This is a genomic window from Sphingomonas sp. F9_3S_D5_B_2 (genome assembly GCF_054263715.1).
Genome location: NZ_JBSZFB010000002.1, coordinates 464,686 through 489,121 on the forward strand (window position 1 = coordinate 464,686; position 24,436 = coordinate 489,121).

Below are 24,436 nucleotides of genomic sequence, written 5' to 3' on the forward strand. Positions count from 1 at the left end.
CGTTTTGTGTCTCTTGCGCAACGAATCCAAGGAATCCAGCGCGTTACACAATATTAACCTTTTCGCATCAGACAGCGAATGGTTAATGGACGCTTCAAGGCTGTTAAAGGGCAGTAACCCTGCCGGCCGCGAACGGGGGATTTTGCGATGCGAGTGCTGCTGATCGAAGACGAGCCGACGACGGCCAAGAGCATCGAACTGATGCTTGGGACGGAAGGCTTCAATGTCTACACCACCGATCTGGGTGAAGAGGGCCTCGATCTGGCGAAGCTCTATGATTACGACATCATCCTTCTCGACCTGAATCTTCCGGACATGCACGGCTACGACGTGCTGAAGAAGGTCCGCACCGCCAAGGTCTCGACCCCGGTCCTGATCCTGTCCGGCATCGGCGAGATGGACTCCAAGGTTCGTGCGCTCGGCTTCGGCGCCGACGATTACGTCACCAAGCCATTCCACCGCGACGAGCTGGTGGCGCGCATTCACGCCATCATCCGCCGCTCGAAGGGTCACTCGCAGTCGGTCATCCGCACCGGTAAGCTGGCGGTGAACCTCGACGCCAAGACGGTCGAAGTCGACGGCAGCCGAGTCCACCTGACCGGCAAGGAATATGCGATGCTGGAGCTGCTTTCGCTCCGCAAGGGCACGACGCTGACCAAGGAAATGTTCCTCAACCACCTGTATGGCGGGATGGACGAGCCGGAACTCAAGATCATCGACGTGTTCATCTGCAAGCTGCGCAAGAAGCTGAGCCTTGCTTGCGGCGGCGCCAATTACATCGAGACCGTCTGGGGCCGCGGCTATGTGCTGCGCGATCCGGAAGAGGTCACCGAGACGGAGCCGCAGGCCGCCGTCGCCTAATTCCAGGAACTCCAGGGGGAAGAAAAGGCGGGGCGCCCAGCGCTCCGCCTTTTTTCATGCGCTACGTGCGCTGGAACGTGCCGATGAGCTCGCCTTGGGCGATGGCATGCGCCGCCGCAGCGGTTTCGACGTCGACGATCTTGGCGTCGTGGCCAAGCCCCAGCTTATCGACATCCAGCGCGAACAGCTTGAAGTGATAGTGGTGCACGCCGTTGCCCTTCGGCGGACAGGGGCCGGTGTAGCCGATCGTCCCTTTGTCGTTATGGACCTCGGTGCCGACACGATCGCCGGCGGCAATGCCGCGAGCGGTCGCCGGGATGTCGTAGACGCCCCAGTGGCGGAACGTGCCGCGAGGCGCATCAGGATCGTCGATGACCAGCGCGAAGCTTTTCGTTGCTGCCGGCGGGTCGGACCAGGTGATCGCCGGCGAGTGATTGGCGCCGTCGCAGCTGTAGACCTGCGGGATCGGCTGGCCGTCCTTGAAGGCGTCGCTGGTCAGGGTGAGCCTGGCGATGGCAGGAGCTTGCATGTTGCCTCCTTGCGCTGCCGCTGACGGCTGCTTGCCGGCGCTGCAGCTCGCGAGCGCGGCGGTCAGGACAACGGGAGCGAACATCCGCCTCATGCGATCCCTCGATACTGACGCATCGTATTCCGAACGACAGTTGCGCCCTTGCGTTCCTGCGCGAGGCGCCCATCTGTCCTTGGAACCCTCCGCAAAGGGACTCGGGCAGCCATGGCCGAACGATCGCACAGCCGACGCGAATTCGATCGCATGTTTGCGCGCCACCAGGGCGAGATCGAGCAGGCGCGACGCGAGTTCGATCGCATTCGCCGCGATCTTGACGGTCGGCTGGCCAGCCTTCGATTTGAGATGGACACGGCAAGGGCCGAGATCGACCGGGCCATTCGGAGGGGCCTCGACCCGTTCGACGTCGCCCTTCGATACCGCGACAAGTGGGGTCAGTGGCCGGACATGATTCGGCGCAAGCGGCGCCCGCCGCGCGGTCTTGAGGGCGGCGAGCCGGTGCCGGTCGAGCCGCGGCCCAAGCCGAAGCCGCTGATCGACGGAGCCGAAGCGCCCGTAGAATAGCCGCGGCTGCAGTTGACCCTGCACGGGCCGCTCGCTATGTGCCCGCCCGTCCGAGCGTCCTTGTGATTCACGCATTCGAGCGCCGGGCAAGAGCTGAACATTGCTCATAAGCGCGTCGCCGTGTGGCCGTTGGGCTGCCTGGCTCCGCGCTTTTCATGTTGAGCAAAGTAACCGCCGGAGTTGCCGGCAACGAAAGGTGAAGGGCTTCATGCCAACGATCAACCAGCTGATCCGCAAGGGTCGCGAACCGCAGAAGGCCAAGTCGAAGGTCCCTGCGATGGAGCAGAATCCGCAGAAGCGCGGCGTCTGCACCCGCGTCTATACGACGACCCCGAAGAAGCCGAACTCGGCGCTGCGCAAGGTGGCCAAGGTTCGCCTGACCAACCAGCGCGAAGTGATCAGCTACATCCCCGGCGAGGGCCACAACCTGCAGGAGCACAGCGTCGTGCTGATCCGCGGCGGTCGTGTGCGCGACCTTCCAGGCGTTCGCTACCACGTGCTTCGCGGCGTGCTCGACACCCAGGGTGTCAAGGACCGTCGCCAGTCGCGCTCCAAGTACGGCGCCAAGCGTCCCAAGTAACTCGAGACAGTAAGCCCCGGACGGGTTCCGGATCAGGCTGAAGAGAAAGGAACAATCCCATGGCTCGTCGTCGTCGCCCAGAGAAGCGCGAAATCCTTCCCGATCCCCGGTTCGGGGACGAGGTCCTCTCCAAGTTCATGAATTCGGTCATGCTCGACGGCAAGAAGTCGGTCGCCGAAGGCATCGTTTACGGCGCTCTCGAAACGGTCGAGACCCGCCTGAAGCGTGAGCCGATCGGCGTCTTCCACGACGCGCTGAACAACGTGAAGCCGGGCATCGAAGTCCGCTCACGCCGCGTCGGCGGTGCGACCTATCAGGTTCCGGTCGAAGTCCGGCCCGAGCGCGCGCAGGCGCTTGCCATCCGCTGGCTCATCTCTGCCGCGCGCTCGCGCTCGGAAAAGACGATGGCCGGCCGCCTGTCGGGCGAGCTGATGGACGCCTCGCAGAACCGCGGCAACGCCGTGAAGAAGCGCGAGGACACGCACCGCATGGCCGAAGCGAACCGCGCCTTTAGCCACTACCGTTGGTAATTGTTGCCCGCCGGCCAGCCGGCGGGTGGCGCTGGTAACTTTCATACCTATATCTGGGGAAGCCGGTCCTGCCGGCTCCCCACATTGCTAAGGAACTAACGAACATGGCCCGCAGCCATCCGCTCGAGCGCTATCGCAACATCGGCATCATGGCGCACATTGACGCCGGCAAGACGACGACGACCGAGCGCATCCTGTATTACACCGGCAAGTCCTACAAGATCGGCGAAGTCCACGAGGGCACCGCCACGATGGACTGGATGGAGCAGGAGCAAGAGCGCGGGATCACCATCACGTCCGCCGCGACGACCTGCTTCTGGCGGGCCGAAGAAGGCAAGGGCGAAGAGCACCGCATCAACATCATCGACACCCCGGGCCACGTCGACTTCACCATTGAAGTCGAGCGTTCGCTGCGCGTGCTCGACGGCGCGGTCGCCTGTTTCGACGGCGTTGCCGGCGTTGAGCCGCAGTCGGAAACCGTCTGGCGCCAGGCGGAGAAGTACAAGGTTCCGCGGATGTGCTTCGTCAACAAACTCGACCGCACCGGCGCCAATTTCGACATGTGCGTCGGGATGATCAAGGATCGCCTGGGCGCCCGTCCGGCCGTCCTCTATCTCCCGATCGGTCTCGAGAGCTCGTTCAAGGGCCTCGTCGACCTCGTCGAGAACCGCGCGATCATCTGGCTCGAGGAGAGCCTGGGCGCGAAGTTCGAGTACCAGGACATCCCGGCCGAACTCGCCGATGCTGCCGCTGCCGCTCGTCAGGAACTGATCGAGATGGCCGTCGAGCAGGACGACGAGATCATGGAAGCCTATCTCGAAGGCACCGAGCCGGACGTCGCAACGCTCAAGAAGCTGATCCGCAAGGGCACGCTGAACTTCTCGTTCGTGCCGGTGCTGTGCGGCTCGGCGTTCAAGAACAAGGGCGTCCAGCCGCTGCTGGACGGCGTCGTCGACTATCTGCCGTCGCCGCTGGACATTCCGCCGGTCGAAGGCCTGAAGCTTGACGGCGAGACCACCGACACGCGTGCGCCTTCGGACGAAGCGCCGTTCTCGGCTCTCGCGTTCAAGATCATGAACGACCCGTTCGTCGGAACGCTGACCTTCGCGCGCATCTACTCGGGCAAGCTCGAGACTGCGCAGCAGGTCACGAACTCGGTCAAGGACAAGAAGGAAAAGGTCGGCCGCATGCTGCTGATGCATGCCAACGACCGCGAGGACATCCAGGTGGCTTACGCGGGCGACATCGTCGCCCTCGCCGGTCTCAAGGATACGACGACGGGTGACACGCTCTGTGCTGCCAATGCGCCGATCATCCTCGAGCGCATGGAGTTCCCGGATCCGGTCATCGAGGTCGCGGTGGAGCCCAAGACCAAGGCCGACCAGGAGAAGATGGGCGTGGCGCTCAACCGCCTGGCCCGCGAGGACCCGTCGTTTCGCGTCACCTCGGACCACGAGTCCGGCCAGACGATCATCAAGGGGATGGGCGAGCTCCACCTCGAGATCCTCGTCGACCGCATGAAGCGTGAGTTCAAGGTCGAGGCCAATGTCGGCGCTCCGCAGGTTGCTTATCGCGAGTATCTCGCGAAGCCGATCGAGCTGACCTACACCCACAAGAAGCAGTCGGGCGGCTCCGGCCAGTTCGGCGAGGTCAAGGTTCAGGTGAAGCCGGCCGAGCGCGGCACCGGCTTCCAGTTCTTCGACGAGATCAAGGGCGGCAATATTCCCAAGGAATATATCCCCTCGGTCGAGAAGGGCATGCGCGAGACTGCGGAGACCGGGAGCCTGATCGGCTTCCCGATCATCGACTTCGAAGTGCACTTGATCGACGGCAAGTACCACGACGTCGACTCCTCGGCGCTGGCGTTCGAAATCTGTGCCCGCGGCGCAATGCGCGAAGCGGCCCAGAAAGCCGGCATCAAGCTGCTCGAGCCGATCATGCGCGTCGAGGTCGTCACCCCGGAGGATTACCTCGGCGACGTCATCGGCGACTTGAACAGCCGGCGCGGCCAGATCCAGGGCACCGACAGCCGCGGCAACGCGCAGGTCGTCGAGGCGATGGTCCCGCTGGCCAACATGTTCGGCTACGTGAACCAGCTGCGTTCCTTCACCCAGGGTCGCGCGCAGTACACGATGCAGTTCTCGCACTACGACGAAGTGCCGCAGAACGTTGCCGACGAGGTCAAGGCGAAGCTGGCATAACCCTGTTTTTGTAGCTATGGGCGCGTCCGCGAGACGGGCGCCGCCCGAATTTCCGAAAGAAGAAGAGGCGTAAAATGGCGAAGGCTAAATTCGAGCGGAATAAGCCGCACGTGAACATCGGAACCATCGGTCACGTCGACCATGGCAAGACGTCGCTGACGGCAGCGATCACCAAGGTCCTCGCCGAGACCGGCGGCGCGACGTTCACCGACTATGCAAACATCGACAAGGCGCCGGAAGAGCGCGAGCGCGGGATCACCATCTCGACCGCTCACGTCGAGTACGAGACCGAGAAGCGCCACTATGCGCACGTCGATTGCCCGGGTCACGCGGACTATGTGAAGAACATGATCACCGGCGCAGCCCAGATGGACGGCGCGATCCTCGTCGTGTCGGCCGCTGACGGCCCGATGCCGCAAACCAAGGAGCACATCCTGCTCGCCAAGCAGGTCGGCGTTCCGACCATGGTCGTCTTCCTCAACAAGGTCGACCAGGTTGACGATCCCGAGCTTCTGGAGCTCGTCGAGCTCGAAATCCGCGAGGAGCTTTCCAAGCGCGACTTCGACGGCGACAACATCCCGATCGTTTCCGGTTCGGCGCTTGCAGCCCTTGAGGACAGCAACCGCGAGATCGGCCACGACGCGATCCTGAAGCTGATGACTGCAGTCGACGACTGGATTCCGACTCCGGAGCGTCCGCTCGACAAGCCGTTCCTGATGCCGATCGAGGACGTGTTCTCGATCTCCGGCCGCGGCACCGTCGTGACCGGCCGTGTCGAGCAGGGCGTCGTCAAGGTCGGCGAGGAAGTCGAGATCGTCGGCATCCGCGACACCCAGAAGACCGTCGTCACCGGCGTCGAGATGTTCCGCAAGCTGCTCGACCAGGGCCAGGCTGGCGACAACATCGGTGCGCTTCTGCGCGGCGTCGGCCGTGAGGACGTCGAGCGCGGGCAGGTTCTCTGCAAGCCGGGCTCGATCAAGCCGCACACCGACTTCTCTGCCGAGGTCTACGTCCTGTCGAAGGACGAGGGCGGCCGTCACACGCCGTTCTTCGCCAACTATCGTCCGCAGTTCTACTTCCGGACGACGGACGTCACCGGCGAGGTCGTTCTCCCCGAGGGCACCGAGATGGTGATGCCGGGCGACAACGTGAACCTGGGCGTCAAGCTGATCGCTCCGATCGCCATGGATCCGGGCCTCCGCTTCGCGATCCGCGAAGGCGGCCGCACGGTTGGCGCAGGCGTCGTCGCGACGATCTCCAAGTAAGTCTTAAGCGCCTGCGGGCGCTGGAGATTGATGAAGGGCCCGGTGCTTCACTCGAAGCGCCGGGCCTTTTCGTTTTGGTGATTATATATCTTGCAAACGCGCGAGCTCACGCGCGCATTTCTGCCGCCAAGCACCCAACGGAAGTCAGCTCGAGGCAGTGCTGATGGGCACGAGATCAACAGCCGCTAAGAGAGCGAATCGAGCTGATCAAAACACGTCCGCTCCGGTTCGTGAGCCGGATCACTGCGGTGCCGTTGCAGTGCGATCTTCCAGCCGAATAGCGGTAAGTGACCCGGTAGCGGCCGTCGGAAACGGGAGCCACGCTCGTCAGGCGAATAGGCTCCGGCAGATGCCCGTAGAACCGTGACATTGCACCGGCCGAATAGGCGCCGCCGGATCGCTTTTCCGGGACGACTTGCGACGACGCTGCTGCACCATTGCCGGAGCCCAGAGCGCCATAGAAAGCCCGCACGGTGGCTTCGCCGCTGCCATTGCTTCGGGTCTTGGGCGGGCGCGGGACCGAGCCGGGCGAGGATTTATTCGCGAGGCGCGGGGTCGAGGCAGGGGAGGCTCCCTGCGCGAGGCGAGTGGGCGCGGGGTTGTTCGGGGCCGCAGGATGCCTTGACCGTTCGGGAGGGTTGCGGACCGGTGGCGCTGGAGGAGTGCTTGGGACAGCTTGCGGCACGGGCTCGTTACGAACGGATGCTTGCTGGACGCTGTCGGATGCCACTTGTCCTTCATCGATGGCGGGCGGTGGCCGATATGCGACGGCACTCACATGGAAGGCGGCAAGCTTGGCAATGATCGGCTCGGCTCCCGTCTGCTGGTAAACCAAGCCGCCGCCATCGGCACTGGGCTGCGCCGTATAGGCGATGTCCGCTTGCAACTGACGCTCGCCACCCAGGCCACCCTGCGCGCCGGGCGGCACTTCAAGGATGAAGCGGCCTTTGCAATGCGTGACGTCCAGCGCCGCATCCCAGGCAGTGACGACCGGATTTTCCATTCGGACGATCGAGTAGTCAGCCAAGACGTCGAGATTGGTGCGATCGAGCGAGCGTTTCGCAATCGCCTGGTCGAAAATCGCGTTCTTCAATCGGGCGTAAGCGGCAGGTGACGCGCAGGCCGCCTGCTGACGTTTGGCCTCGGCCTTCGCTGCGGCCGGGCTTTTGTGCGGCGATTTGTCGCAACCGCCGATGGCGATCAAAACGACGAGAGCGAGGCCTCCGCCGACCTTTTGAGCTGTTGCGCGCAAAACCAATATTGCCTCCACTAGTGGGTCGACAAGCGAACCAATCCCACCCAACGCATGAGGCGGCCTATCTTTCAGAGGAAAGATCATGGCGCCGACTCTCTGCGCAGGGGTTGATCTCATCAGCCGTCCTCTGTAGAGGCGCCTCACAGACGGAGACTCGTCCCCGTCACCAAACATCAGAGTTGAGGTCGTCCGTTCCGGGAAACCGGGGTCAAGCGGGTGCGGCCTCTTGTTTTTCGGGTTGGCAACAGCCCGGCGGCTCTTTCGCATCGGTAGGGATATGGACACGCAGAACATCCGGATTCGTCTGAAAGCTTTCGATCATCGAGTGCTTGACCAGGCGACCGGCGACATCGCCGACACGGCGCGCCGCACGGGTGCTCTGATCCGCGGTCCGATCCCGCTCCCGACGCGAATTGAGAAGTTCACCGTCAACCGCTCGCCGCACGTCGACAAGAAGTCGCGCGAGCAGTTCGAGGTGAGAACGTACAAGCGGCTGCTCGACATCGTGCAGCCCACGCCGCAGACCGTCGATGCTCTCATGAAGCTCGACCTGGCAGCAGGCGTCGACGTGGAGATCAAGCTGGCTTAACGGCTGGTTGCCGTTGCCCCGCTCAGGCGTGCGGCGACGGACGAGACGAGGATACCGCCGGAGGGAAGCTCCGGGCTGCGTCCCCGCCGCTCTTGCAAGAGAGCATTAGCCCAGGCGGGGCACGCAAAATTCATGGGCTGCACGCACCCGGTTACCGGGTGCCTCTGTAAGGGAGTCACTGATCATGCGCACTGGCGTGATCGCGAAGAAGGTCGGAATGACCCGCCTCTTCCAGGCGGACGGGCGGCACGTGCCGGTTACCGTTCTGCAGCTGGACGAAGTGCAGGTCGTCGGCCGCCGCGAAATGGACCGGGACGGCTACACCGCCGTCCAGCTCGGAGCGGGCACGGCGAAAGCCAAGAACGTCGCCAAGCCGCAGCGCGTCGCCTTCGGCAAGGCCGAGGTCGAGGCCAAGGCGCGCGTCGTCGAATTCCGCGTCGCTGAAGATGCGCTGCTCGATGTCGGCGCAAGCATCAGTGCCGATCACTTCATCGCCGGCCAGCTGGTCGACATTTCCGGCGTGACGCAGGGCAAGGGCTTCGCCGGCGCCATGAAGCGCTGGAACTTCGGCGGTCTGCGCGCGACCCACGGCGTGTCCGTCTCGCACCGCTCGCACGGTTCGACGGGTAACCGCCAGGATCCCGGCCGCGTGTTCAAGAACAAGAAAATGGCCGGGCACATGGGTGCTCGCAACCGCACCCAGCAGAACCTCGAGATCGTCCGCACGGACCCGATCCGCGGCCTGCTGTTCGTGAAGGGCTCGGTCCCGGGCCACAAGGGCAGCTGGCTGACCGTTCAGGACGCCGTGAAGCTGCCGCGCCACGAGAGCGCGCCCTATCCGGCCGGCCTGATCTCCAAGGATCAGCCGATCGACGAAAGCGCGATCCCCGACGCCGGCCTGGTCGACGACGCCGCGGTCCACGAGATCCCGGCAATGCCGAGCGATGCGGAAGTCGCGGCGATCGCGGCCGAGCAGGACGCCGGCGCTTCGGCCGACACCAACGAGACCACGGACGCTCCGGCGGGCGAGCAAACGCCCGAGAGCAAGGAAGGCTAAGATGAAGGTCAAGGTTCAGACCCTCGACGGTGCCGCGAACAAGGCTGCCGACATCGAGCTCAACGACGAGATTTTCGCCGTCGAGCCCCGCGCCGACGTCCTTCACCGCGTCGTCACCTGGCAGCTCGAAAAGCGCCGCGGCACTGCCCGCGCCGCCCGCGAGCGCAGCGATGTCGCACGCACCGGCAAGAAGTTCGGTCGCCAGAAGGGCGGCGGTACGGCTCGCCACGGCGATCGCCGCGCTCCGATCTTCATCGGCGGCGGCAAGGCCCACGGCCCGCGCGTTCGCGACTTCAACCCGTCGCTGAACAAGAAGGTTCGTGCGCTTGGCCTCAAGATGGCTCTGTCGTCGAAGGCAGCGGCCGGCCAGCTCGTCGTCCTCGACAACCTCGACGTGGCAGACGGCAAGACCCGCGTTCTTCGCGAGAAGCTCGGCGGCCTCGGCTTCGGCAAGACGGCACTGGTGATCGACGGTGACGCGCTCAACGTGGGCTTCGCCCGCGCTTCGTCGAACCTCGCGAGCATCAACCTGCTCTCCGCGGTCGGCGCCAACGTCTATGACATCATGCGGCACGATACCCTGGTCCTGACCCGGGCCGCCGTCGAAAAGCTGGAGGCCCGCTTCAATGGCTAAGAAGCCGCAGAAGGCTGCGCCCGACGCGCGTCACTACGACGTCGTTCTTGCGCCCCACATCACCGAGAAGTCGACGATGCTCTCCGAGCATAATTCGGTCGTGTTCAAGGTCGCCCAGACCGCGAGCAAGCCGGAGATCAAGGCCGCGGTCGAGGCGCTGTTCAACGTCACGGTGACGGGCGTCAACACGATCGTGACCAAGGGCAAGACCAAGAAGTGGAAGGGCACGCCCTACCGCCGGTCGGACTCGAAGAAAGCGATCGTCACGCTGGCCGCCGGTCAGTCGATCGACATCACGAGCGGGATCTAAACCATGGCTCTGAAGCAATATAAGCCGACCTCTCCGGCCCGCCGCGGCCTGATCCTGGTTGACAAGTCGGCGCTCTGGAAGGGCAAGCCGGTCAAGGCGCTTACCGAAGGCAAGCGCAAGACGGGCGGCCGCAACAACAAGGGCCATGTGACGAGCCGCGGGATCGCCGGCGGTCACAAGCAGAAGTATCGCTACGTCGACTTCAAGCGCCGCACCTGGGACGTTGCAGCGACCGTCGAGCGGCTCGAGTACGATCCCAACCGTTCGGCGTTCATCGCGCTGGTCACGTACGAAGGCGGCGAGCAGGCCTACATCCTTGCTCCGCAGCGCCTCGCGCCGGGCGACAAGGTCATCGCCGGCCGCAAGGTCGACGTGAAGCCGGGCAACGCGATGGAAGTCGGCCAGATGCCCGTCGGCACCATCGTCCACAACGTCGAGCTGAAGCCCGGCAAGGGCGGCCAGATCGCTCGTGCGGCAGGCACCTATGTGCAGGTCGTCGGACGCGATCGCGGCATGGTCATCGTCAGGCTGAATTCAGGCGAGCAGCGCTATGTCCGTTCGGATTGCATGGCGACGGTTGGTGCGGTTTCGAACCCGGACAACCAGAACCAGAATTTCGGCAAGGCCGGCCGCAGCCGCTGGATGGGCAAGCGCCCGCTGACGCGCGGTGTCGCCAAGAATCCGGTCGACCACCCGCACGGTGGTGGTGAAGGCCGGACCTCCGGCGGACGTCACCCGGTGACCCCGTGGGGCAAGCCGACCAAGGGTGCCCGCACCCGTCACAACAAGTCGACCGACAAGTTCATCATCCGGTCGCGTCACGCGAAGAAGAAGGGTTAAGCCATGGCCCGTTCCATCTGGAAAGGTCCGTTCGTCGAGCTTTCGCTGCTCAAGAAGGCGGAAGCTGCGCAGGACGCCAACAAGCGCGCTCCGATCAAGACCTGGTCGCGCCGCTCAACGATCCTGCCGCAGTTCGTCGGCCTGACGTTCAATGTCTACAACGGCCGCAAATTCATCCCCGTCTCGGTCAACGAGGAGATGGTCGGGATGAAGCTCGGCGAGTTCGCTCCGACGCGGTCCTTCCCGGGCCACGCCTCGGACAAGAAGGGCAAGCGCTGATGAGCAAGCCAGCATCCCCGCGCAAGGTCGGCGAGAAGGAAGCGCTCGCCGTGGGCAACACGATCCGTGGCTCGGCGCGCAAGCTCAACCTGGTCGCGCAGATGATCCGCGGCAAGAAGGTCGAGCAGGCGCTCAGCATCCTTCAGTTCTCGCCGAAGGGCATGGCCGACGACGTCCGCAAGGTGCTCGCATCGGCGGTCGCCAATGCCGAGAACAACCACAACCTCGACGTCGACGCGCTGGTCGTGTCGGAGGCGAGCGTCGGCAAGTCGATCTCGATGAAGCGCTTCGCGACGCGTGCGCGCGGCCGCTCGTCGCGGATCGTCAAGCCGTTCAGCCGCATCCGTGTCGTCGTTCGCGAGCAGGAAGAAGCGTAATGGGTCAGAAAACCTCTCCTGTCGGGCTTCGCCTGCAGATTAACCGCACCTGGGACAGCCGCTGGTTCGCGGAAGGCCAGGATTACGGCCGTCTGCTGCTCGAGGATCTCAAGATCCGCCGCACCATCATCGAGAAGCTGCCGCAGGCGGCAATCTCGAAGGTGGTGATCGAGCGTCCGGCCAAGATCTGCCGCATTTCGATCTATGCGGCGCGTCCCGGCGTGATCATCGGCAAGAAGGGCGCCGACATCGAGAAGCTCAAGCGCGAGCTTCAGAAGATGACGAGCTCGGAAGTCAGCCTCAACATCGTCGAGATCCGCAAGCCGGAGATCGATGCCAAGCTCGTCGCCCAGGGCGTTGCCGACCAGCTCGAGCGCCGCATCGCCTTTCGCCGGGCAATGAAGCGCGCGGTCCAGTCGGCGCTGCGGCTTGGCGCTGAGGGTATTCGTATCACTTGCGCGGGCCGTCTCGGCGGCGCGGAAATCGCGCGCACCGAATGGTACCGCGAGGGCCGGGTGCCGCTGCACACGCTGCGCGGCAACGTCGATTACGCGGAGGCCGAGGCCCACACCGCTTATGGCGTGTGCGGCGTCAAGGTCTGGATCTTCAAGGGTGAAATCCTGGGTCACGATCCGACGGCGCAGGACCGGCTGATGATGGAGGCCCAGACCTCCGGAGTCCGGCCAGCGCGCGAAGAACGCGGCAACCGGTAAGCGCGAAAGAAGAGTAACAGATCATGCTGCAACCCAAGCGCACCAAGTTCCGCAAGGCCTTCAAAGGCCGCATCCATGGCAATGCCAAAGGCGGGACCGAGCTCAACTTCGGCGCCTTCGGCCTCAAGGCCATGGAGCCGGAGCGGATCACTGCTCGCCAGATCGAAGCGGCCCGCCGCGCGATCACCCGTCACATCAAGCGTGCCGGCCGTCTGTGGATCCGCGTGTTCCCGGACGTCCCGGTCAGCTCCAAGCCTGCCGAAGTCCGCATGGGCTCGGGCAAGGGCTCGCCCGAGTTCTGGGTCGCTCGCGTCAAGCCGGGCCGAATCCTGTTCGAACTCGATGGCGTTCCTGGAGCGCTCGCCAAGACTGCGTTCGAGCGTGCAGCGGAGAAGCTACCGATCAAGACCAAGGTCGTCGCCCGGCTCGGCGAGACTCTGGTCGAGGAGGACAAGTAACATGCCTGCGATCGACAATCTGAAGCAGCAGAGCGACGATCAGCTGCAGCAGCAGCTCGGCGACCTGAAGCGTGAGCAGTTCAACCTGCGCTTCCAGGCGGCGACCAACCAGCTGGAGAAGCCCAGCCGGGTTCGCGAGGTGCGCCGCACCATCGCCCGCATCCGGACCCTTCAGAACCAGCGCGCCCGCGCTGCCAACACGGCGCAGGGCTGAGGAGACAACGAGAATGCCAAAGCGCGTCCTCACCGGCACGATCGTGTCAGACAAGGGTGACAAGACCGTCGTGGTCAGCGTCGAGCGGCGGGTGAAGCACCCGCTGTACGGCAAGATCATCAAGCGGTCGAAGAAGTACCACGCCCATGACTCGGCGAACGCGTTTCACACCGGTGAAATCGTCCGCATCGAGGAGTGCGCGCCGGTGTCCAAGCTGAAGACCTGGACGGTCATCGATCGCCTCGGCGTTGCCAAGGCGGCCGAGATCGAAATCGCCGATCCGGAGACGAAGGCTCCCGAAGCTCCGGCCGAAAAGCCGGCCAAGGCTTCGAAGGGCAAGGGCAAGGCGAAAGCCGAAGACGTCGCCGAAGCGGACGCCTGAGAAGATATTGAGAGGGTAAGGGTCCAACCATGATCCAGATGCAGTCCAACCTGGACGTTGCCGACAACAGCGGAGCCAAGCGCGTCCAGTGCATCAAGGTGCTGGGCGGGTCCAAGCGCCGGGTGGCGGGCGTCGGCGACATCATCGTCGTCAGCGTCAAGGAAGCCGCTCCGCGTGGCCGCGTGAAGAAGGGCGACGTTCACCGCGCCGTCATCGTCCGCACCGCCAAGGACATCCGGCGTCCCGACGGTTCGGTCATCCGCTTCGATTCGAACGCGGCCGTGCTAGTCAACAAGAACGAGGAGCCGATCGGCACCCGTATTTTTGGCCCGGTCGTCCGTGAGCTTCGCGCCAAGAAGCACATGAAGATCATCAGCCTTGCGCCGGAGGTTCTGTAACCATGGCTGCTGCAAAGATCCGCAAGGGCGACCGCGTCGTCGTCCTCGCCGGCAAGGACAAGGGCCGCACGGGTGAAGTCATCCGTTCGCTGCCGAAGGAAAACAAGGTCGTCGTGTCGGGCATCAACGTCCACGCGCGTCACCGCAAGGCAAGCCAGGAGAACCCGCAGGGCGGGATCGAGCGCAAGGAAGCCCCGCTGCACGTCTCCAACGTCGCGATTGCGGGTGCCGACGGCAAGCCGACGCGGGTCCGCTTCGAGGAGCGCGACGGCAAGAAGGTCCGCGTTGCGACCAAGTCCGGAGAGCTGATCAATGGCTGACGAGAAGTACGTCCCGCGCCTGAAGCGCGACTATGACGAGCGCATCGCCCCGGCGATGATCGAGCGGTTCGGTTACAAGAACCGCATGGAGGTCCCGCGCCTCGACAAGATCGTCGTCAACATGGGCGTCGGCGAAGCGACTCAGGACAAGAAAAAGGTCGAAACCGCCGCTGCGGAAATGCAGGCGATCTCCGGTCAGAAGCCGGTGATTACCAAGGCGAAGAAGTCGATCGCGCAGTTCAAGCTGCGCGAGGGCATGCCGATCGGTTGCAAGGTCACCCTTCGCCGTGAGCGCATGTACGAGTTCCTGGACCGCCTGGTCACGATCGCGCTTCCGCGCGTTCGCGACTTCCGCGGGCTGAACCCGAAGTCGTTCGACGGCCGTGGCAATTACGCCATGGGCCTCAAAGAGCAGATCATCTTCCCCGAGATCAATTACGATCAGATCGACAAGGTCCGGGGCATGGATGTCATCGTAACCACCACCGCGAAGACGGATGAAGAGGCGCGCGAACTGCTGCGCCTGTTCAACTTTCCGTTCCCGCAAGAGGAGCAGAAGCAGGCCGCCTGAGGGCGCGTCTGCTTCGATTAGGAGAAGAACTTAAGTCATGGCGAAACTGAGTTCGATCAACAAGAACGAGCGTCGCAAGAAGCTCGTTCAGCAGAATGCGGCGAAGTACGCGAAGCTGAAGGCTATCGCGGACGACGAGTCGCGCGACGAGACCGAGCGGCTGATAGCTCGCCTCAAGATGGCGGAACTGCCGCGCAACGGGAATCCCACCCGGGTTCGCAACCGTTGCGAGCTGACCGGCCGTTCGCGTGCCTATTATCGCAAGTTCCGCTTGTCGCGGATCATGCTTCGGGAGCTGGCCAACAAGGGCCTGATCCCGGGCGTCGTTAAGTCCAGCTGGTAAGGAGGATCACTGATGGCGATGACCGATCCTCTGGGTGACATGCTCACCCGTATCCGCAACGGCCAGTCGGCGAAGAAGGACTCGATCCTGACGCCGGCGTCGAAGCTGCGTGCGAACGTTCTCGATGTGCTTCAGCGCGAAGGCTACATCCGCGGCTATTCGGAAGAAGAGCTTGCCGGCCAGCATGGCTTGCGCATCGAGCTCAAGTATTTCGAAGGCCAGCCGGCGATTCACCACCTGGCTCGCGTGTCGAAGCCGGGTCGTCGGGTCTATTCGGCCGCCCGCGAACTGCCGCGCATCCGCAACGGTCTCGGCACGGTGATCGTGTCGACCCCGCGCGGTGTTCTGTCGGACGTCGAGGCGCGCGAACAGAATGTCGGCGGCGAAGTGCTGGCGGAGGTATTCTAATGTCTCGTATCGGCAAAAAGCCGGTGCCGATGCCTTCGGGTGTCAGTGCCAACGTCGAGGGCCAGACCCTGACGGTGAAGGGCCCCAAGGGCACGCTGTCGATGCAGCTTCTCGACGAACTCGTGAAATACGAAGTCGCCGAGGGCGAGATCCGCGTGACTCCGCTGACCAGCGCGCAGCGCAACCGCGCGGCGTGGGGGATGCAGCGCACCAACGTGCAGAACCTCGTCACCGGCGTGACCGAGGGCTTCACCAAGGTGCTCGAGATCACCGGCGTCGGCTATCGTGCGGCGGCCCAGGGCAAGAACCTGCGCCTACAGCTCGGCTACAGCCATGACGTGAACTATCCCGTTCCCGAAGGCGTCGACATCAAGACTCCCGACCCGAACACGGTCGAGATCAGCGGTATCGACAAGCAGCAGGTCGGGCAGGTTGCCGCCGAGATCCGCCGCTGGCGCAAGCCGGAGCCGTACAAGGGCAAGGGTATCAAGTATCGCGGTGAGTTCATCTTCCGCAAAGAAGGCAAGAAGAAGTAGCCATGGCGAAACTCTCCCTCTTCGATCGGCGCCGTCAGCGCGTCCGCACCTCGCTCCGTGGTCGCGCGGCGGGCAAGCCGCGGCTGTCAGTCCATCGCTCTGGCCGGCACATCTATGCGCAGGTCATCGACGACACGGCAGGCCGGACCCTTGCCGCCGCCTCGACGCTCGACAAGGACATCAAGGGCAAGGCCGGCGCCACCAAGGACGGCGCGGCAGTGGTCGGCAAGACGCTTGCCGAGCGCGCCAAGGCTGCCGGCGTGTCGCGGGTCGTTTTCGACCGTGGCGGCTTCCTGTTTCATGGCCGCGTGAAGGCCCTCGCCGACGCTGCTCGCGAAGGCGGACTGGAGTTTTAAATGGCTGACGAGAACCAGACGAACGAGGTCAACACCGACCCGGCCGAAGTGGCGGCGGTTGCCGAGGCGACCCCTGCGCAGCCGGAAGAGCAGCGCCGCGGCCCGCGCGGCCCGCGTGGGCCCGGTGGTGGACGCGGACGCGGCGGCAACGACCGTGGCGGTGGCCGTGGCCGTCGTGACGACCGCCGTGGCGGCCGTGGCGGCGACGACGACGGTGGCGAGGAGCTCATTGAGAAGCTCGTCCACATCAACCGCGTTTCCAAGACCGTGAAGGGCGGCAAGCGCTTCGGCTTCGCAGCCCTGGTGATCGTCGGCGACGGCAAGGGCCGCGCCGGCTTCGGTCACGGCAAGGCACGCGAAGTGCCGGAAGCCATCAGCAAGGCGACCGCGGCGGCCAAGAAGGCCATGATCCGCGTTCCACTGCGCGACGGCCGCACGCTCCACCACGACGGTCTCGGCCACTTCGGTGCGGGCCGCGTGACGGTCCGCTCGGCTCCGTCGGGAACCGGCATCATCGCCGGTGGTCCGATGCGCGCTATCTTCGAGAGCCTCGGCGTTCACGACGTCGTGACCAAGTCGGTGGGCACGTCCAACCCCTACAACATGATCCGCGCCACCTTCGAAGCGCTCAAGGACCAGGTGTCCCCGCGGGCGGTTTCGCAGCGCCGCGGCAAGAAGGTCGCCGACCTGCTCGGCCGTGGCGGCGCCAGCGCCGCCGAAGCCGAGGCCCAGGCCGAAGCGGTCACGGAGTAATAGCGATGGCCAAGATCAGGATCACGCAGACCGGATCGCCGATCCGCCGCGACAAGACGCAGCGGGCGACGCTCGTCGGCCTCGGGCTCAACAAGCTGCACCGCAGCGTGGAAGTGGAGGGCACGCCTGAAGTGCTCGGCCAGGTCCGCAAAGTGGCGCACCTGCTGAACATCGAAGAAACGGCTTAACCCAGACTGCCCCTGCGGGGGCATGCGCGACCAAAGCGAAAGCGAGTGCACGACATGAAACTCAACGAAATCCGGGACAACAAGGGCGCTCGCCAGAGCCGCGTGCGAGTTGGACGCGGCATCGGTTCGGGCCTGGGCAAGACTGCCGGCCGCGGCCAGAAGGGCGCCAAGGCGCGCTCGGGCGTCAGCATCGCGGGCTTCGAGGGCGGCCAGATGCCGCTCCACATGCGGCTGCCGAAGCGCGGCTTCAACAACATCTTCGCCAAGGACTTCGCCGAAGTGAACATCGGCGCTATCCAGAAGGCGCTCGATGCCGGCAAGCTCGACGCCAACGGCACGCTCGACCATGACGCGTTAAAGGCCGCTGGCCTCGCCCGCGGTGGCAAGGACGGCGTGCGCCTTCTGGGCAAGGGGGACCTCACGGCCAAGCTGGCGCTCCGCGTCGCCGGCGCGTCGAAGGGCGCTCGGGAAGCGGTCGAGAAGGCCGGCGGATCGGTCGAGCTCATCGAGCGCAAGGACCCGGCGGAGCTGGCCAAGGCCAAGAAGGGCTCGCGCAAGGCCGCTGCAAACGCATAATCGGTTGCCAAGGGAGCGCTCCGCTCCTCGCAATGACGGCAATGCGGCTTATATGAGCCGCAGAGCCTAGGGGATTATTCAAGACGATGGCATCCGCAGCCGAACAAATGGCGTCCAGCATCAGTCTTGCCAATTTCGGCAAGGCGACCGAGCTCAAGAAGCGCCTGTGGTTCACGCTCGGTGCGCTGATCCTGTTCCGGCTACTGTCGTTCGTCCCGGTTCCCGGCATCGATCCGGTAGCGATGAGCTCGCTCTACCAGACGCAGAGCGGCGGCATCCTCGACGTCTTCAACACCTTCTCGGGAGGCGCGCTGGAGCGCTTCTCGATCGTCGCGCTCGGCGTCATGCCGTACATCACGGCGTCCATCGTCATCCAGCTTGGCGGCACGCTCTATGGCCCATGGCAGGCTCTCCGCAAGGAAGGCGAAACCGGTCGCAAGAAGCTCAACCAGTACACGCGCTACCTGACCGTCGCGATCACGCTCGTGCAAGGCTATCTCGCGGTGCGCGGACTGGAATCCCAGGGTGCCAACCAGGGCATCCAGGCGGTGGTCCAGCCCGGCATGCTGTTCGAGATTGCAGGCACGATCAGCCTGGTTGGCGGAACGCTGTTCCTGATGTGGATCGGCGAGCAGATCACCAGCCGCGGTATCGGCAACGGCGTGTCGCTGATCATCATGGCCGGCATTGTTGCCCGCCTCCCGCAGGGGGTTGGCCAGCTTCTCGAAGGAAGCCGGACTGGCAGCATCAACGGGCTGCTGGTGGTTGGAGTGATCGTGCTCTCCGCAGCGCTGATCCTGGGCATCTGCTTCATGGAGCGGGCGCAGCGCCGGGTTTTGGTCCAATATCCCAAGCGGCAGACTGCGCGCGGCATGCAGCAGGAGCGATCGCACCTGCCGATCAAGATCAACACCGCCGGCGTCATTCCGCCGATCTTCGCGTCGTCGCTTTTGCTGATGCCGCTGACGGTGCTGCAGTGGGCGGGCAACCGCGCGGGTGAAGGCGGCGCCAGCGACTGGCTGATCACCATCAGCACGTACCTGCAGCACGGCGCCCCGCTCTACCTGCTGCTCTACGGCCTGCTGATCGCGTTCTTCTGCTTTTTCTACACTGCGGTGCAGTTCAACAGCGAGGAGACGTCCGAGAACCTGAAGCGTCACGGCGGCTTTATTCCGGGCATTCGGCCGGGCAAGGCGACGGAAGAATATTTCGACTTCCTGCTCAACCGCATCACCGTCATCGGCGCTGCATACCTCGTCGTGATCTGCCTCATCCCGGAGATCCTGGCAGCGCAGGCCGGGCTCAACTTCCGCCTTGGCGGCACGAGCCTGCTGATCGTCGTCAACGTGACGATGGACACCGTTAGCCAGATCCAGAGCCACCTGATCGCGCACCAGTACGGCGACCTGATCAAGAAGGCGAAGCTCAAGACCACGCCGCGCCGGCGCTAAACGGGACGCAACAGGGAGCGCGACCGTGATGAACATCATTCTGTTGGGCCCGCCCGGAGCGGGGAAGGGCACGCAGGCAGCAAGGCTGCAGGCGGAGCGCGGGATGATCCAGATGTCGACCGGCGACATGCTGCGGGAAGCGCGCGCGAGCGGCTCGCCCGTTGGGCTGCGGGTCAAGGCAGTGATGGACGCGGGCGAGCTGGTCAGCGACGCCATCGTGACGGCTCTCATCGGCGAGCGCCTCGACTCCGCAGGTGGCAACGGCGCTATCTTCGACGGCTTCCCACGCACCAAGCATCAGGCCGACGCCCTCGACATGCTGCTTGGCGAACGGGGCCGGACGCTCGATCACGTTATCGAACTGGTCGTGGACGAAGACGAGCTGGTGAAGCGCATCACGGGGCGCGTCACCTGCGCCAAGTGCGGCGCCGGCTATCATGAGTCGTTCCGCCCGACCAAGGTGCCGGGTGTGTGCGACGCGTGCGGCTCGACCGAGTTCAAGCGGCGACCCGACGATAATGAAGAGACGGTGCGCACGCGCATGGCCGAGTACCGCGCCAAGACCGCGCCCATCCTGCCCTATTATCAGGAGCGCGGCCTCGTCCGTTCAGTGGACGGCATGGCCAGCGTCGAAGAGGTGGCGGCGCAAATCGACGCTGCACTCGACGGCAAGTCCGTCTAGGCGCGCTCCAGCGTCAGGAACCGGAAGGCGGGGCGTTCGCCTTCAGCAACATGATCTTCGCGAAATGTCTCGCGCCAGTCGCCGGTTTCGCGGGGGTCGGGCATGACCGTGTCGCCCGGCACATCGGCGAGCACTTCGGTAAGCTCAAGGCGTTCGGCGGTGGGGGTGAACAAGCCGAATATCTCCGCGCCGCCGATGACGGACACGCGCTCATCTCCTGCGAGACGGAGCGCATCGCGGACGTCGCGTGCGACCTCTGCTCCTTTTGACGTCCAATAAGCGTCACGCGTCAGGACGATGTGGCGGCGACCGGGCAGCAGCCCTGGCAGGCTGTCGAAGGTTCGACGGCCCATGACCATGACGCTGCCCATGGTCAGCGCCTTGAAGCGCTTGAGGTCGGCGGGAAGATGCCACGGCAGTTTGCCCTCGCGCCCGATGACCCCGTTCTGTGCACGAGCGACGATCAGCGTGACTGGAGTGCGGCTCATGCCTTTGAGGCGGCAGTCATCAGATACTCGCGGCGGCCGTCGACGAAGGCGGCGAACTTGCTGCTGCCTTCAAGGGCCGCATAGTTCGCGAGCTGGTTGTTGAGGAAGAGCCGTGCCGGCAGCGGGGCGTGGCGGCGGAGCACCTGGCGGCGGCGCGGCGTGTCGGCCCGGCAAGCGGCGACCACATTCTCGGTTACGTTGCGAAACTCGGCGCGGAAGCCCGCCAAAGCCAGTCCGCGCTCGATCTCGGCCCGGCGTCCGCGGCGGACCGTGTCGGCGTAAAGCAGGACGCCGTCGGGTTTCAGCACACGGGCGGCTTCGCGGAAGAACTGCTCCCGGTCAGGATAGTCGTTCGACGCCTCGACGTTGAGCAGGACGTCGAACTCGCCATCGCCAAATGGGAGCTCGAGGGCGCTGCCCTGCACGAAACGCAAGCGATCGCTCTCTCCATAAGTTCGGCGGCAGAACGCCACGGCGGCGTCGGCTACGTCCAGGCCCGTGGCGTCGATATCGGGCGCGGCCGAGCGGAACGCCATCAGGCCGCCGCCGCGACCGCAGCTGACTTCCAGCACCTTTGTGCCCGGGCCGAGCTGCCGCAGTTCGTTGAGCCGGCGATGAAGCTCCAGATACATCTGGTGCTGGAAGCGCTCGGGGTGCTCGCCGTCGGCCGGCGCGAAGCCGTAGTTGTTGGTTGCCGTGTTGCCCCAGTCCACCGAGTAGAAGCGGTTCCACAGCGCGGCCCGCTTGCGGTGATCGTTGCGCATCCTTCGCCATCGGCGCCGGATCGCTGTGCCGGCAATAGCCGCGAGCCCCGCGGTCATCACCTTCAGTCCCGTGTTCAAGCGTGACAAATACCGACCCCCTACTGCCGTTAGCTTGGACAAGAACGGGGCCGATGCCAAGCTGCCAATCCGGCGCTAATGAACCAGCATGACGATGGCCAGCAGTGCCGGTGCCACGAAGCTGATCCTGGAGGTCCGTGCGGCGTTGGGAGACCGGGCGGTAGTCACGGACGCTTCCGAGATCGCGCCTTGGCTGAGCGACTGGCGGGGACGGTTCCAGGGGCGGGCACCAGCGATGCTGACGCCGGGCTCTGTCGAAGAAGTTGCGCTGATCGTCCGGCTTGCGGCCGAGCACCGTGTCCCGCTCGTGCCGCAGGGCGGGAACACCGGAATGGTGGGAGGAGCGACGCCGCCAAGCGACGGCAGCGCGTTGCTGCTGTCGATGCGGCGGATGAACCGCATCCGGAACCTGAGCGCTGAAGGCGCGGTTGCCCTGGCCGAGGGCGGCGTGATCCTGGCCAACCTGCATGACGCAGCGCACGAGGCCGGCATGCGGTTTCCGCTCACCCTCGGCGCGCGGGGAAGCTGCACGATCGGTGGCCTCGCATCGACGAATGCCGGCGGCACGCAGGTGCTGAAGTTCGGGACCATGCGGGCGCTGGTCGCTGGTGTTGAGGCGGTGCTGCCCGACGGTTCCATCCACAATGGGCTGGGCGGCCTGAAGAAGGACAATCGCGGCTACAACATCGATCAGCTGCTGATCGGCGCCGAGGGCACGCTGGGCGTGATCACTGCCGTTGCGCTTCGGCTTGTGCCTGCCGTGGCGGCGCGCGTGGTCGCCTGGGCGGGTGTGGAGAGCCCGACGGGCGCGCTCGCACTGCTCCGCTTCCTCGAGGCGCGCACTAGCAGCATCGAAGGGTTCGAGCTGGTGGCCGAGGACTCGCTGCAGCTGGTGCTGAAACACATCCCGGGAAGCCGTGCACCACTGTCGGGCGCACATCCGTGGCAGGTGCTGGTCGAAGCGACGACGGCCGACCCGGCTCAGGACATCGCTGCGGAGATCGAACGACTCCTGTCCGAGGCCCTTGCGAGCGGGATCATCGGCGACGCGGCTATCGCGGCGTCGGAAGCGCAGGCGGAGGCGTTCTGGCGAATCCGCGACAGCATTTCCGAAGCGGAACGGGCGGAGGGGCAGACCCTCGCCCATGATATCTCTGTGCCAGTCGCCGACATGCCGCGGTTCCTCACCGACGCTTCGGCAGAGGTCGAGCGCGCGTTCCCGGGCACAATCGCGAGCGGTTTCGGCCATCTCGGCGACGGCAACATTCACTTCCACGTCCGAGCGGGCGAGCGGACCGCGCCGGACTGGTACGATGCAGAAGCGCCGGCGATCACGCGTTTCGTGGACGACCTTGTCACTGCCGCCGGCGGTTCGATTTCTGCCGAGCATGGCATCGGCCAGATGAAGATCGACGAGCTGGCCCGGCTGGCACCGCCATCGCGGCTTCATGCAATGCGGGCGATCAAGCAGGCGCTGGACCCGCTCGGCATCATGAACCCGGGGAAGCTGGTCCCCTAGCTGCGGCGCAGCTGGATGCGGTCGCTCTGCGCATCCGTGGGTTCGTCTCCGGAGCCGGCGAGGGCCGCGCGCAGCCGGCGGACGTCTAGCGCTCCTTCCCAGCGGGCAACGACGATCGTCGCGACGGCATTGCCGACGATGTTGGTGAGCGACCGGCACTCGCTCATGAACCTGTCGACTCCCAAGATCAGTGCCATCCCCGCGACGGGTACTCCAGGGACGACCGACAAGGTCGCGGCGAGGACGATGAAGCCGGAGCCGGTGACGCCCGCCGCCCCCTTCGAGCTCAGGACCGCAACGGCCATCAGCAGCAGCTGCTGGCCAATCGTCAAATGCGTATTCGTCGCCTGCGCGATGAACAGGGCCGCGAGCGACATGTAGATGTTCGTGCCGTCGAGGTTGAAGGAATAGCCGGCGGGGACGACCAGACCGACGATGCTCTTTGGGCAGCCGGCGGCCTCCAGCTTCTCCATCAGCAGCGGCATCGCGCTTTCCGACGACGACGTCCCGAGGACGAGCAGAAGCTCATCCTTGATGTAGCGAAGCAGCGACAGGATCGAGAAGCCCGCGATCCGGGCGATGATCCCAAGCACCACGACCACGAACAGCAGCGCCGTCGCGTAGAAGGTCAGGACAAGCTCCGCCAGTTGAGCGAGGGTACCGATGCCGTACTGGCCGATCGTGAAGGCCATCGCCCCGAACGCCCCGATCGGCGCTGCGAACATGAGGATCCGCACGACGCGGAACACGACCGCGGTGATCGTTCGGAGCGCCCCCAACAGCCGCTCGCCGCGCTCGCCGAGCGCCGCAAGGGCGATGCCGAACAGGATCGAGACCAGCAGCACCTGCAGGATCTCGCCGGAGGTAAAGGCGCTGAACATGGTGTCGGGGATGATGTTAAGGAGGAAGCCGGTGACGGAAGTCTCCTTCGCCTGGCTGACGTAGCTCGCGACCTTGCTGGTATCGAGCGTGGCCGGATCGACGTTGAGACCGGCGCCGGGATGCACCAGGTTCGCGACGAGGAGCCCGACCGCGAGGGCAAGCGTCGAGACGGCGATGAAATAGGCCATGGCCTTGGCGGCGATGCGGCCGAACGCGCCGAGGTCGCGCATCCCCGCAATGCCCGTGACGACGGTCAGGAAGATCACGGGCGTGATGATCATCTTCACGAGCTTGATGAAGCCATCGCCAAGCGGCTTCAGCGCGGCACCCGTGGCCGGCCACAGCCAGCCGACGACGATACCGAGCGCCACGGCGATCAGCACCTGGACGTAGAGACTTCTCCACAAGGGACGGCGCGCTTCAGTCATGAGGCGCTAAACTGAAAGAAGAACTCGCGACCGGCATGGCCGAAGCTCTATCATCGCCGC

General features: G+C 64.8%; 34 protein-coding genes and 1 pseudogene. 30 read left to right on the forward strand and 5 right to left on the reverse strand.

Translation table 11 applies throughout. The annotated features are described in order from the left end of the window. Positions 1–147 precede the first annotated feature (147 nt). On the forward strand, positions 148–861 hold the full coding sequence (gene ctrA, locus ACUXST_RS08225) for a response regulator transcription factor CtrA (RefSeq protein ID WP_458389489.1): 714 nt from the start codon (positions 148–150) through the stop codon (positions 859–861). A 61-nt stretch (positions 862–922) separates the two neighbouring features. Here ctrA and ACUXST_RS08230 read toward each other — a convergent pair whose 3' ends face one another. Beyond that, positions 923–1,390, reverse strand: a complete 468-nt coding sequence (locus ACUXST_RS08230; RefSeq protein WP_458389490.1) for a YbhB/YbcL family Raf kinase inhibitor-like protein — start codon at positions 1,388–1,390, stop codon at positions 923–925. Between the two features lie 204 nt (positions 1,391–1,594). Here ACUXST_RS08230 and ACUXST_RS08235 point away from each other — a divergent pair, with 204 nt between their 5' ends. The 5 genes from ACUXST_RS08235 (at position 1,595) to tuf (ending at position 6,527) form a co-directional block, all read left to right on the forward strand. After that, a complete protein-coding gene (locus ACUXST_RS08235; RefSeq protein ID WP_458389491.1) occupies positions 1,595–1,951 on the forward strand; it encodes a hypothetical protein in 357 nt (118 codons plus the stop codon). Between the two features lie 208 nt (positions 1,952–2,159). Continuing rightward, the gene (rpsL, locus tag ACUXST_RS08240; RefSeq protein ID WP_028969180.1) at positions 2,160–2,531 is read left to right on the forward strand and encodes a 30S ribosomal protein S12; all 372 of its coding nucleotides are present in this window, start codon (positions 2,160–2,162) and stop codon (positions 2,529–2,531) included. A gap of 59 nt (positions 2,532–2,590) precedes the next feature. Further along, complete coding sequence (gene rpsG, locus ACUXST_RS08245; protein ID WP_458389492.1) at positions 2,591–3,061, forward strand: 30S ribosomal protein S7; 471 nt, start codon at positions 2,591–2,593, stop codon at positions 3,059–3,061. 104 nt (positions 3,062–3,165) lie between these two features. Further along, positions 3,166–5,262 (forward strand): elongation factor G, encoded by a 2,097-nt coding sequence (gene fusA / locus ACUXST_RS08250; RefSeq protein ID WP_458389493.1) that lies wholly within the window; start codon positions 3,166–3,168, stop codon positions 5,260–5,262. Between the two features lie 74 nt (positions 5,263–5,336). Then, positions 5,337–6,527 carry an elongation factor Tu gene (gene tuf / locus ACUXST_RS08255; protein ID WP_458389494.1) on the forward strand — a complete coding sequence of 397 codons (1,191 nt, stop codon included), beginning with the start codon at positions 5,337–5,339 and terminating at the stop codon, positions 6,525–6,527. 175 nt (positions 6,528–6,702) lie between these two features. Here tuf and ACUXST_RS08260 read toward each other — a convergent pair whose 3' ends face one another. Further along, a complete protein-coding gene (locus ACUXST_RS08260; protein WP_458389495.1) occupies positions 6,703–7,866 on the reverse strand; it encodes a hypothetical protein in 1,164 nt (387 codons plus the stop codon). A 193-nt stretch (positions 7,867–8,059) separates the two neighbouring features. Here ACUXST_RS08260 and rpsJ point away from each other — a divergent pair, with 193 nt between their 5' ends. The 23 genes and pseudogenes from rpsJ to ACUXST_RS08375 all read left to right on the forward strand — a co-directional run bounded on the left by rpsJ (position 8,060) and on the right by ACUXST_RS08375 (position 20,217). Then, positions 8,060–8,371, forward strand: a complete 312-nt coding sequence (rpsJ, locus tag ACUXST_RS08265) for a 30S ribosomal protein S10 (RefSeq protein WP_294069063.1) — start codon at positions 8,060–8,062, stop codon at positions 8,369–8,371. Between the two features lie 184 nt (positions 8,372–8,555). Then, positions 8,556–9,428 (forward strand): 50S ribosomal protein L3, encoded by an 873-nt coding sequence (gene rplC / locus ACUXST_RS08270; protein ID WP_458389496.1) that lies wholly within the window; start codon positions 8,556–8,558, stop codon positions 9,426–9,428. Between the two features lies 1 nt (position 9,429). Further along, positions 9,430–10,062 (forward strand): 50S ribosomal protein L4, encoded by a 633-nt coding sequence (gene rplD / locus ACUXST_RS08275; protein WP_458389497.1) that lies wholly within the window; start codon positions 9,430–9,432, stop codon positions 10,060–10,062. After that, entirely contained in the window at positions 10,055–10,372 is a 318-nt protein-coding gene (locus ACUXST_RS08280; RefSeq protein ID WP_458389498.1) for a 50S ribosomal protein L23, read from the forward strand. The genes rplD and ACUXST_RS08280 overlap by 8 nt, the downstream gene beginning before the upstream one ends. A gap of 3 nt (positions 10,373–10,375) precedes the next feature. Continuing rightward, positions 10,376–11,212: a 50S ribosomal protein L2 gene (gene rplB / locus ACUXST_RS08285; RefSeq protein ID WP_458389499.1), complete on the forward strand. Its 837-nt coding sequence runs from the start codon at positions 10,376–10,378 to the stop codon at positions 11,210–11,212. A 3-nt stretch (positions 11,213–11,215) separates the two neighbouring features. Next, on the forward strand, positions 11,216–11,491 hold the full coding sequence (gene rpsS, locus ACUXST_RS08290; protein ID WP_458389500.1) for a 30S ribosomal protein S19: 276 nt from the start codon (positions 11,216–11,218) through the stop codon (positions 11,489–11,491). Then, positions 11,491–11,868: a 50S ribosomal protein L22 gene (rplV, locus tag ACUXST_RS08295; protein WP_458389501.1), complete on the forward strand. Its 378-nt coding sequence runs from the start codon at positions 11,491–11,493 to the stop codon at positions 11,866–11,868. Before rpsS ends, rplV begins: the two co-directional genes overlap by 1 nt. Then, complete coding sequence (rpsC, locus tag ACUXST_RS08300) at positions 11,868–12,581, forward strand: 30S ribosomal protein S3 (protein ID WP_458389502.1); 714 nt, start codon at positions 11,868–11,870, stop codon at positions 12,579–12,581. Before rplV ends, rpsC begins: the two co-directional genes overlap by 1 nt. Before the next feature lie 23 nt (positions 12,582–12,604). Beyond that, positions 12,605–13,039, forward strand: coding sequence for a 50S ribosomal protein L16 (gene rplP, locus ACUXST_RS08305; protein ID WP_458389503.1), 435 nt, complete (start codon positions 12,605–12,607; stop codon positions 13,037–13,039). A 1-nt stretch (position 13,040) separates the two neighbouring features. Beyond that, complete coding sequence (rpmC, locus tag ACUXST_RS08310) at positions 13,041–13,253, forward strand: 50S ribosomal protein L29 (RefSeq protein WP_458389504.1); 213 nt, start codon at positions 13,041–13,043, stop codon at positions 13,251–13,253. Positions 13,254–13,266: 13 nt separating this feature from the next. After that, positions 13,267–13,515, forward strand: a pseudogene (gene rpsQ / locus ACUXST_RS08315) (30S ribosomal protein S17); the annotation flags it as partial. Between the two features lie 149 nt (positions 13,516–13,664). After that, positions 13,665–14,033, forward strand: a complete 369-nt coding sequence (gene rplN, locus ACUXST_RS08320) for a 50S ribosomal protein L14 (RefSeq protein ID WP_192585726.1) — start codon at positions 13,665–13,667, stop codon at positions 14,031–14,033. Between the two features lie 2 nt (positions 14,034–14,035). After that, a complete protein-coding gene (gene rplX, locus ACUXST_RS08325) occupies positions 14,036–14,353 on the forward strand; it encodes a 50S ribosomal protein L24 (protein ID WP_458389505.1) in 318 nt (105 codons plus the stop codon). Next, complete coding sequence (gene rplE / locus ACUXST_RS08330) at positions 14,346–14,924, forward strand: 50S ribosomal protein L5 (RefSeq protein WP_458389506.1); 579 nt, start codon at positions 14,346–14,348, stop codon at positions 14,922–14,924. The genes rplX and rplE overlap by 8 nt, the downstream gene beginning before the upstream one ends. Positions 14,925–14,961: 37 nt before the next feature. Continuing rightward, positions 14,962–15,267, forward strand: coding sequence for a 30S ribosomal protein S14 (gene rpsN, locus ACUXST_RS08335; protein WP_458389507.1), 306 nt, complete (start codon positions 14,962–14,964; stop codon positions 15,265–15,267). Between the two features lie 12 nt (positions 15,268–15,279). Beyond that, a complete protein-coding gene (gene rpsH / locus ACUXST_RS08340; protein WP_458389508.1) occupies positions 15,280–15,675 on the forward strand; it encodes a 30S ribosomal protein S8 in 396 nt (131 codons plus the stop codon). Further along, positions 15,675–16,211 carry a 50S ribosomal protein L6 gene (rplF, locus tag ACUXST_RS08345; RefSeq protein WP_458389509.1) on the forward strand — a complete coding sequence of 179 codons (537 nt, stop codon included), beginning with the start codon at positions 15,675–15,677 and terminating at the stop codon, positions 16,209–16,211. Before rpsH ends, rplF begins: the two co-directional genes overlap by 1 nt. A gap of 2 nt (positions 16,212–16,213) precedes the next feature. Then, entirely contained in the window at positions 16,214–16,567 is a 354-nt protein-coding gene (gene rplR / locus ACUXST_RS08350; protein WP_458389510.1) for a 50S ribosomal protein L18, read from the forward strand. Beyond that, positions 16,568–17,320, forward strand: a complete 753-nt coding sequence (gene rpsE, locus ACUXST_RS08355) for a 30S ribosomal protein S5 (RefSeq protein WP_458389511.1) — start codon at positions 16,568–16,570, stop codon at positions 17,318–17,320. It abuts the gene before it with no gap. Between the two features lie 5 nt (positions 17,321–17,325). Beyond that, a complete protein-coding gene (gene rpmD / locus ACUXST_RS08360; RefSeq protein ID WP_458389512.1) occupies positions 17,326–17,508 on the forward strand; it encodes a 50S ribosomal protein L30 in 183 nt (60 codons plus the stop codon). Positions 17,509–17,562: 54 nt separating this feature from the next. Next, positions 17,563–18,084 (forward strand): 50S ribosomal protein L15, encoded by a 522-nt coding sequence (rplO, locus tag ACUXST_RS08365; protein ID WP_458389513.1) that lies wholly within the window; start codon positions 17,563–17,565, stop codon positions 18,082–18,084. 86 nt (positions 18,085–18,170) lie between these two features. Continuing rightward, a complete protein-coding gene (gene secY / locus ACUXST_RS08370; protein WP_458389514.1) occupies positions 18,171–19,535 on the forward strand; it encodes a preprotein translocase subunit SecY in 1,365 nt (454 codons plus the stop codon). 28 nt (positions 19,536–19,563) lie between these two features. Continuing rightward, a complete protein-coding gene (locus ACUXST_RS08375) occupies positions 19,564–20,217 on the forward strand; it encodes an adenylate kinase (protein WP_458389515.1) in 654 nt (217 codons plus the stop codon). On the opposite strand, the gene ACUXST_RS08380 is transcribed toward ACUXST_RS08375, so the two are convergent. Together ACUXST_RS08380 and ACUXST_RS08385 are read right to left on the reverse strand one after the other, a co-directional pair. After that, positions 20,214–20,705, reverse strand: a complete 492-nt coding sequence (locus tag ACUXST_RS08380; RefSeq protein WP_458389516.1) for a dihydrofolate reductase — start codon at positions 20,703–20,705, stop codon at positions 20,214–20,216. The two genes, ACUXST_RS08375 and ACUXST_RS08380, sit on opposite strands and share 4 nt — an antisense overlap. Beyond that, positions 20,702–21,469: a class I SAM-dependent methyltransferase gene (locus ACUXST_RS08385; RefSeq protein WP_458389517.1), complete on the reverse strand. Its 768-nt coding sequence runs from the start codon at positions 21,467–21,469 to the stop codon at positions 20,702–20,704. The genes ACUXST_RS08380 and ACUXST_RS08385 overlap by 4 nt, the downstream gene beginning before the upstream one ends. Positions 21,470–21,641: 172 nt before the next feature. Here ACUXST_RS08385 and ACUXST_RS08390 point away from each other — a divergent pair, with 172 nt between their 5' ends. Continuing rightward, positions 21,642–23,066: an FAD-binding oxidoreductase gene (locus ACUXST_RS08390; RefSeq protein ID WP_458389558.1), complete on the forward strand. Its 1,425-nt coding sequence runs from the start codon at positions 21,642–21,644 to the stop codon at positions 23,064–23,066. On the opposite strand, the gene ACUXST_RS08395 is transcribed toward ACUXST_RS08390, so the two are convergent. Continuing rightward, positions 23,063–24,376 carry a dicarboxylate/amino acid:cation symporter gene (locus ACUXST_RS08395; protein ID WP_458389518.1) on the reverse strand — a complete coding sequence of 438 codons (1,314 nt, stop codon included), beginning with the start codon at positions 24,374–24,376 and terminating at the stop codon, positions 23,063–23,065. The genes ACUXST_RS08390 and ACUXST_RS08395 overlap by 4 nt on opposite strands. Between the last annotated feature and the right edge of the window lie 60 nt (positions 24,377–24,436).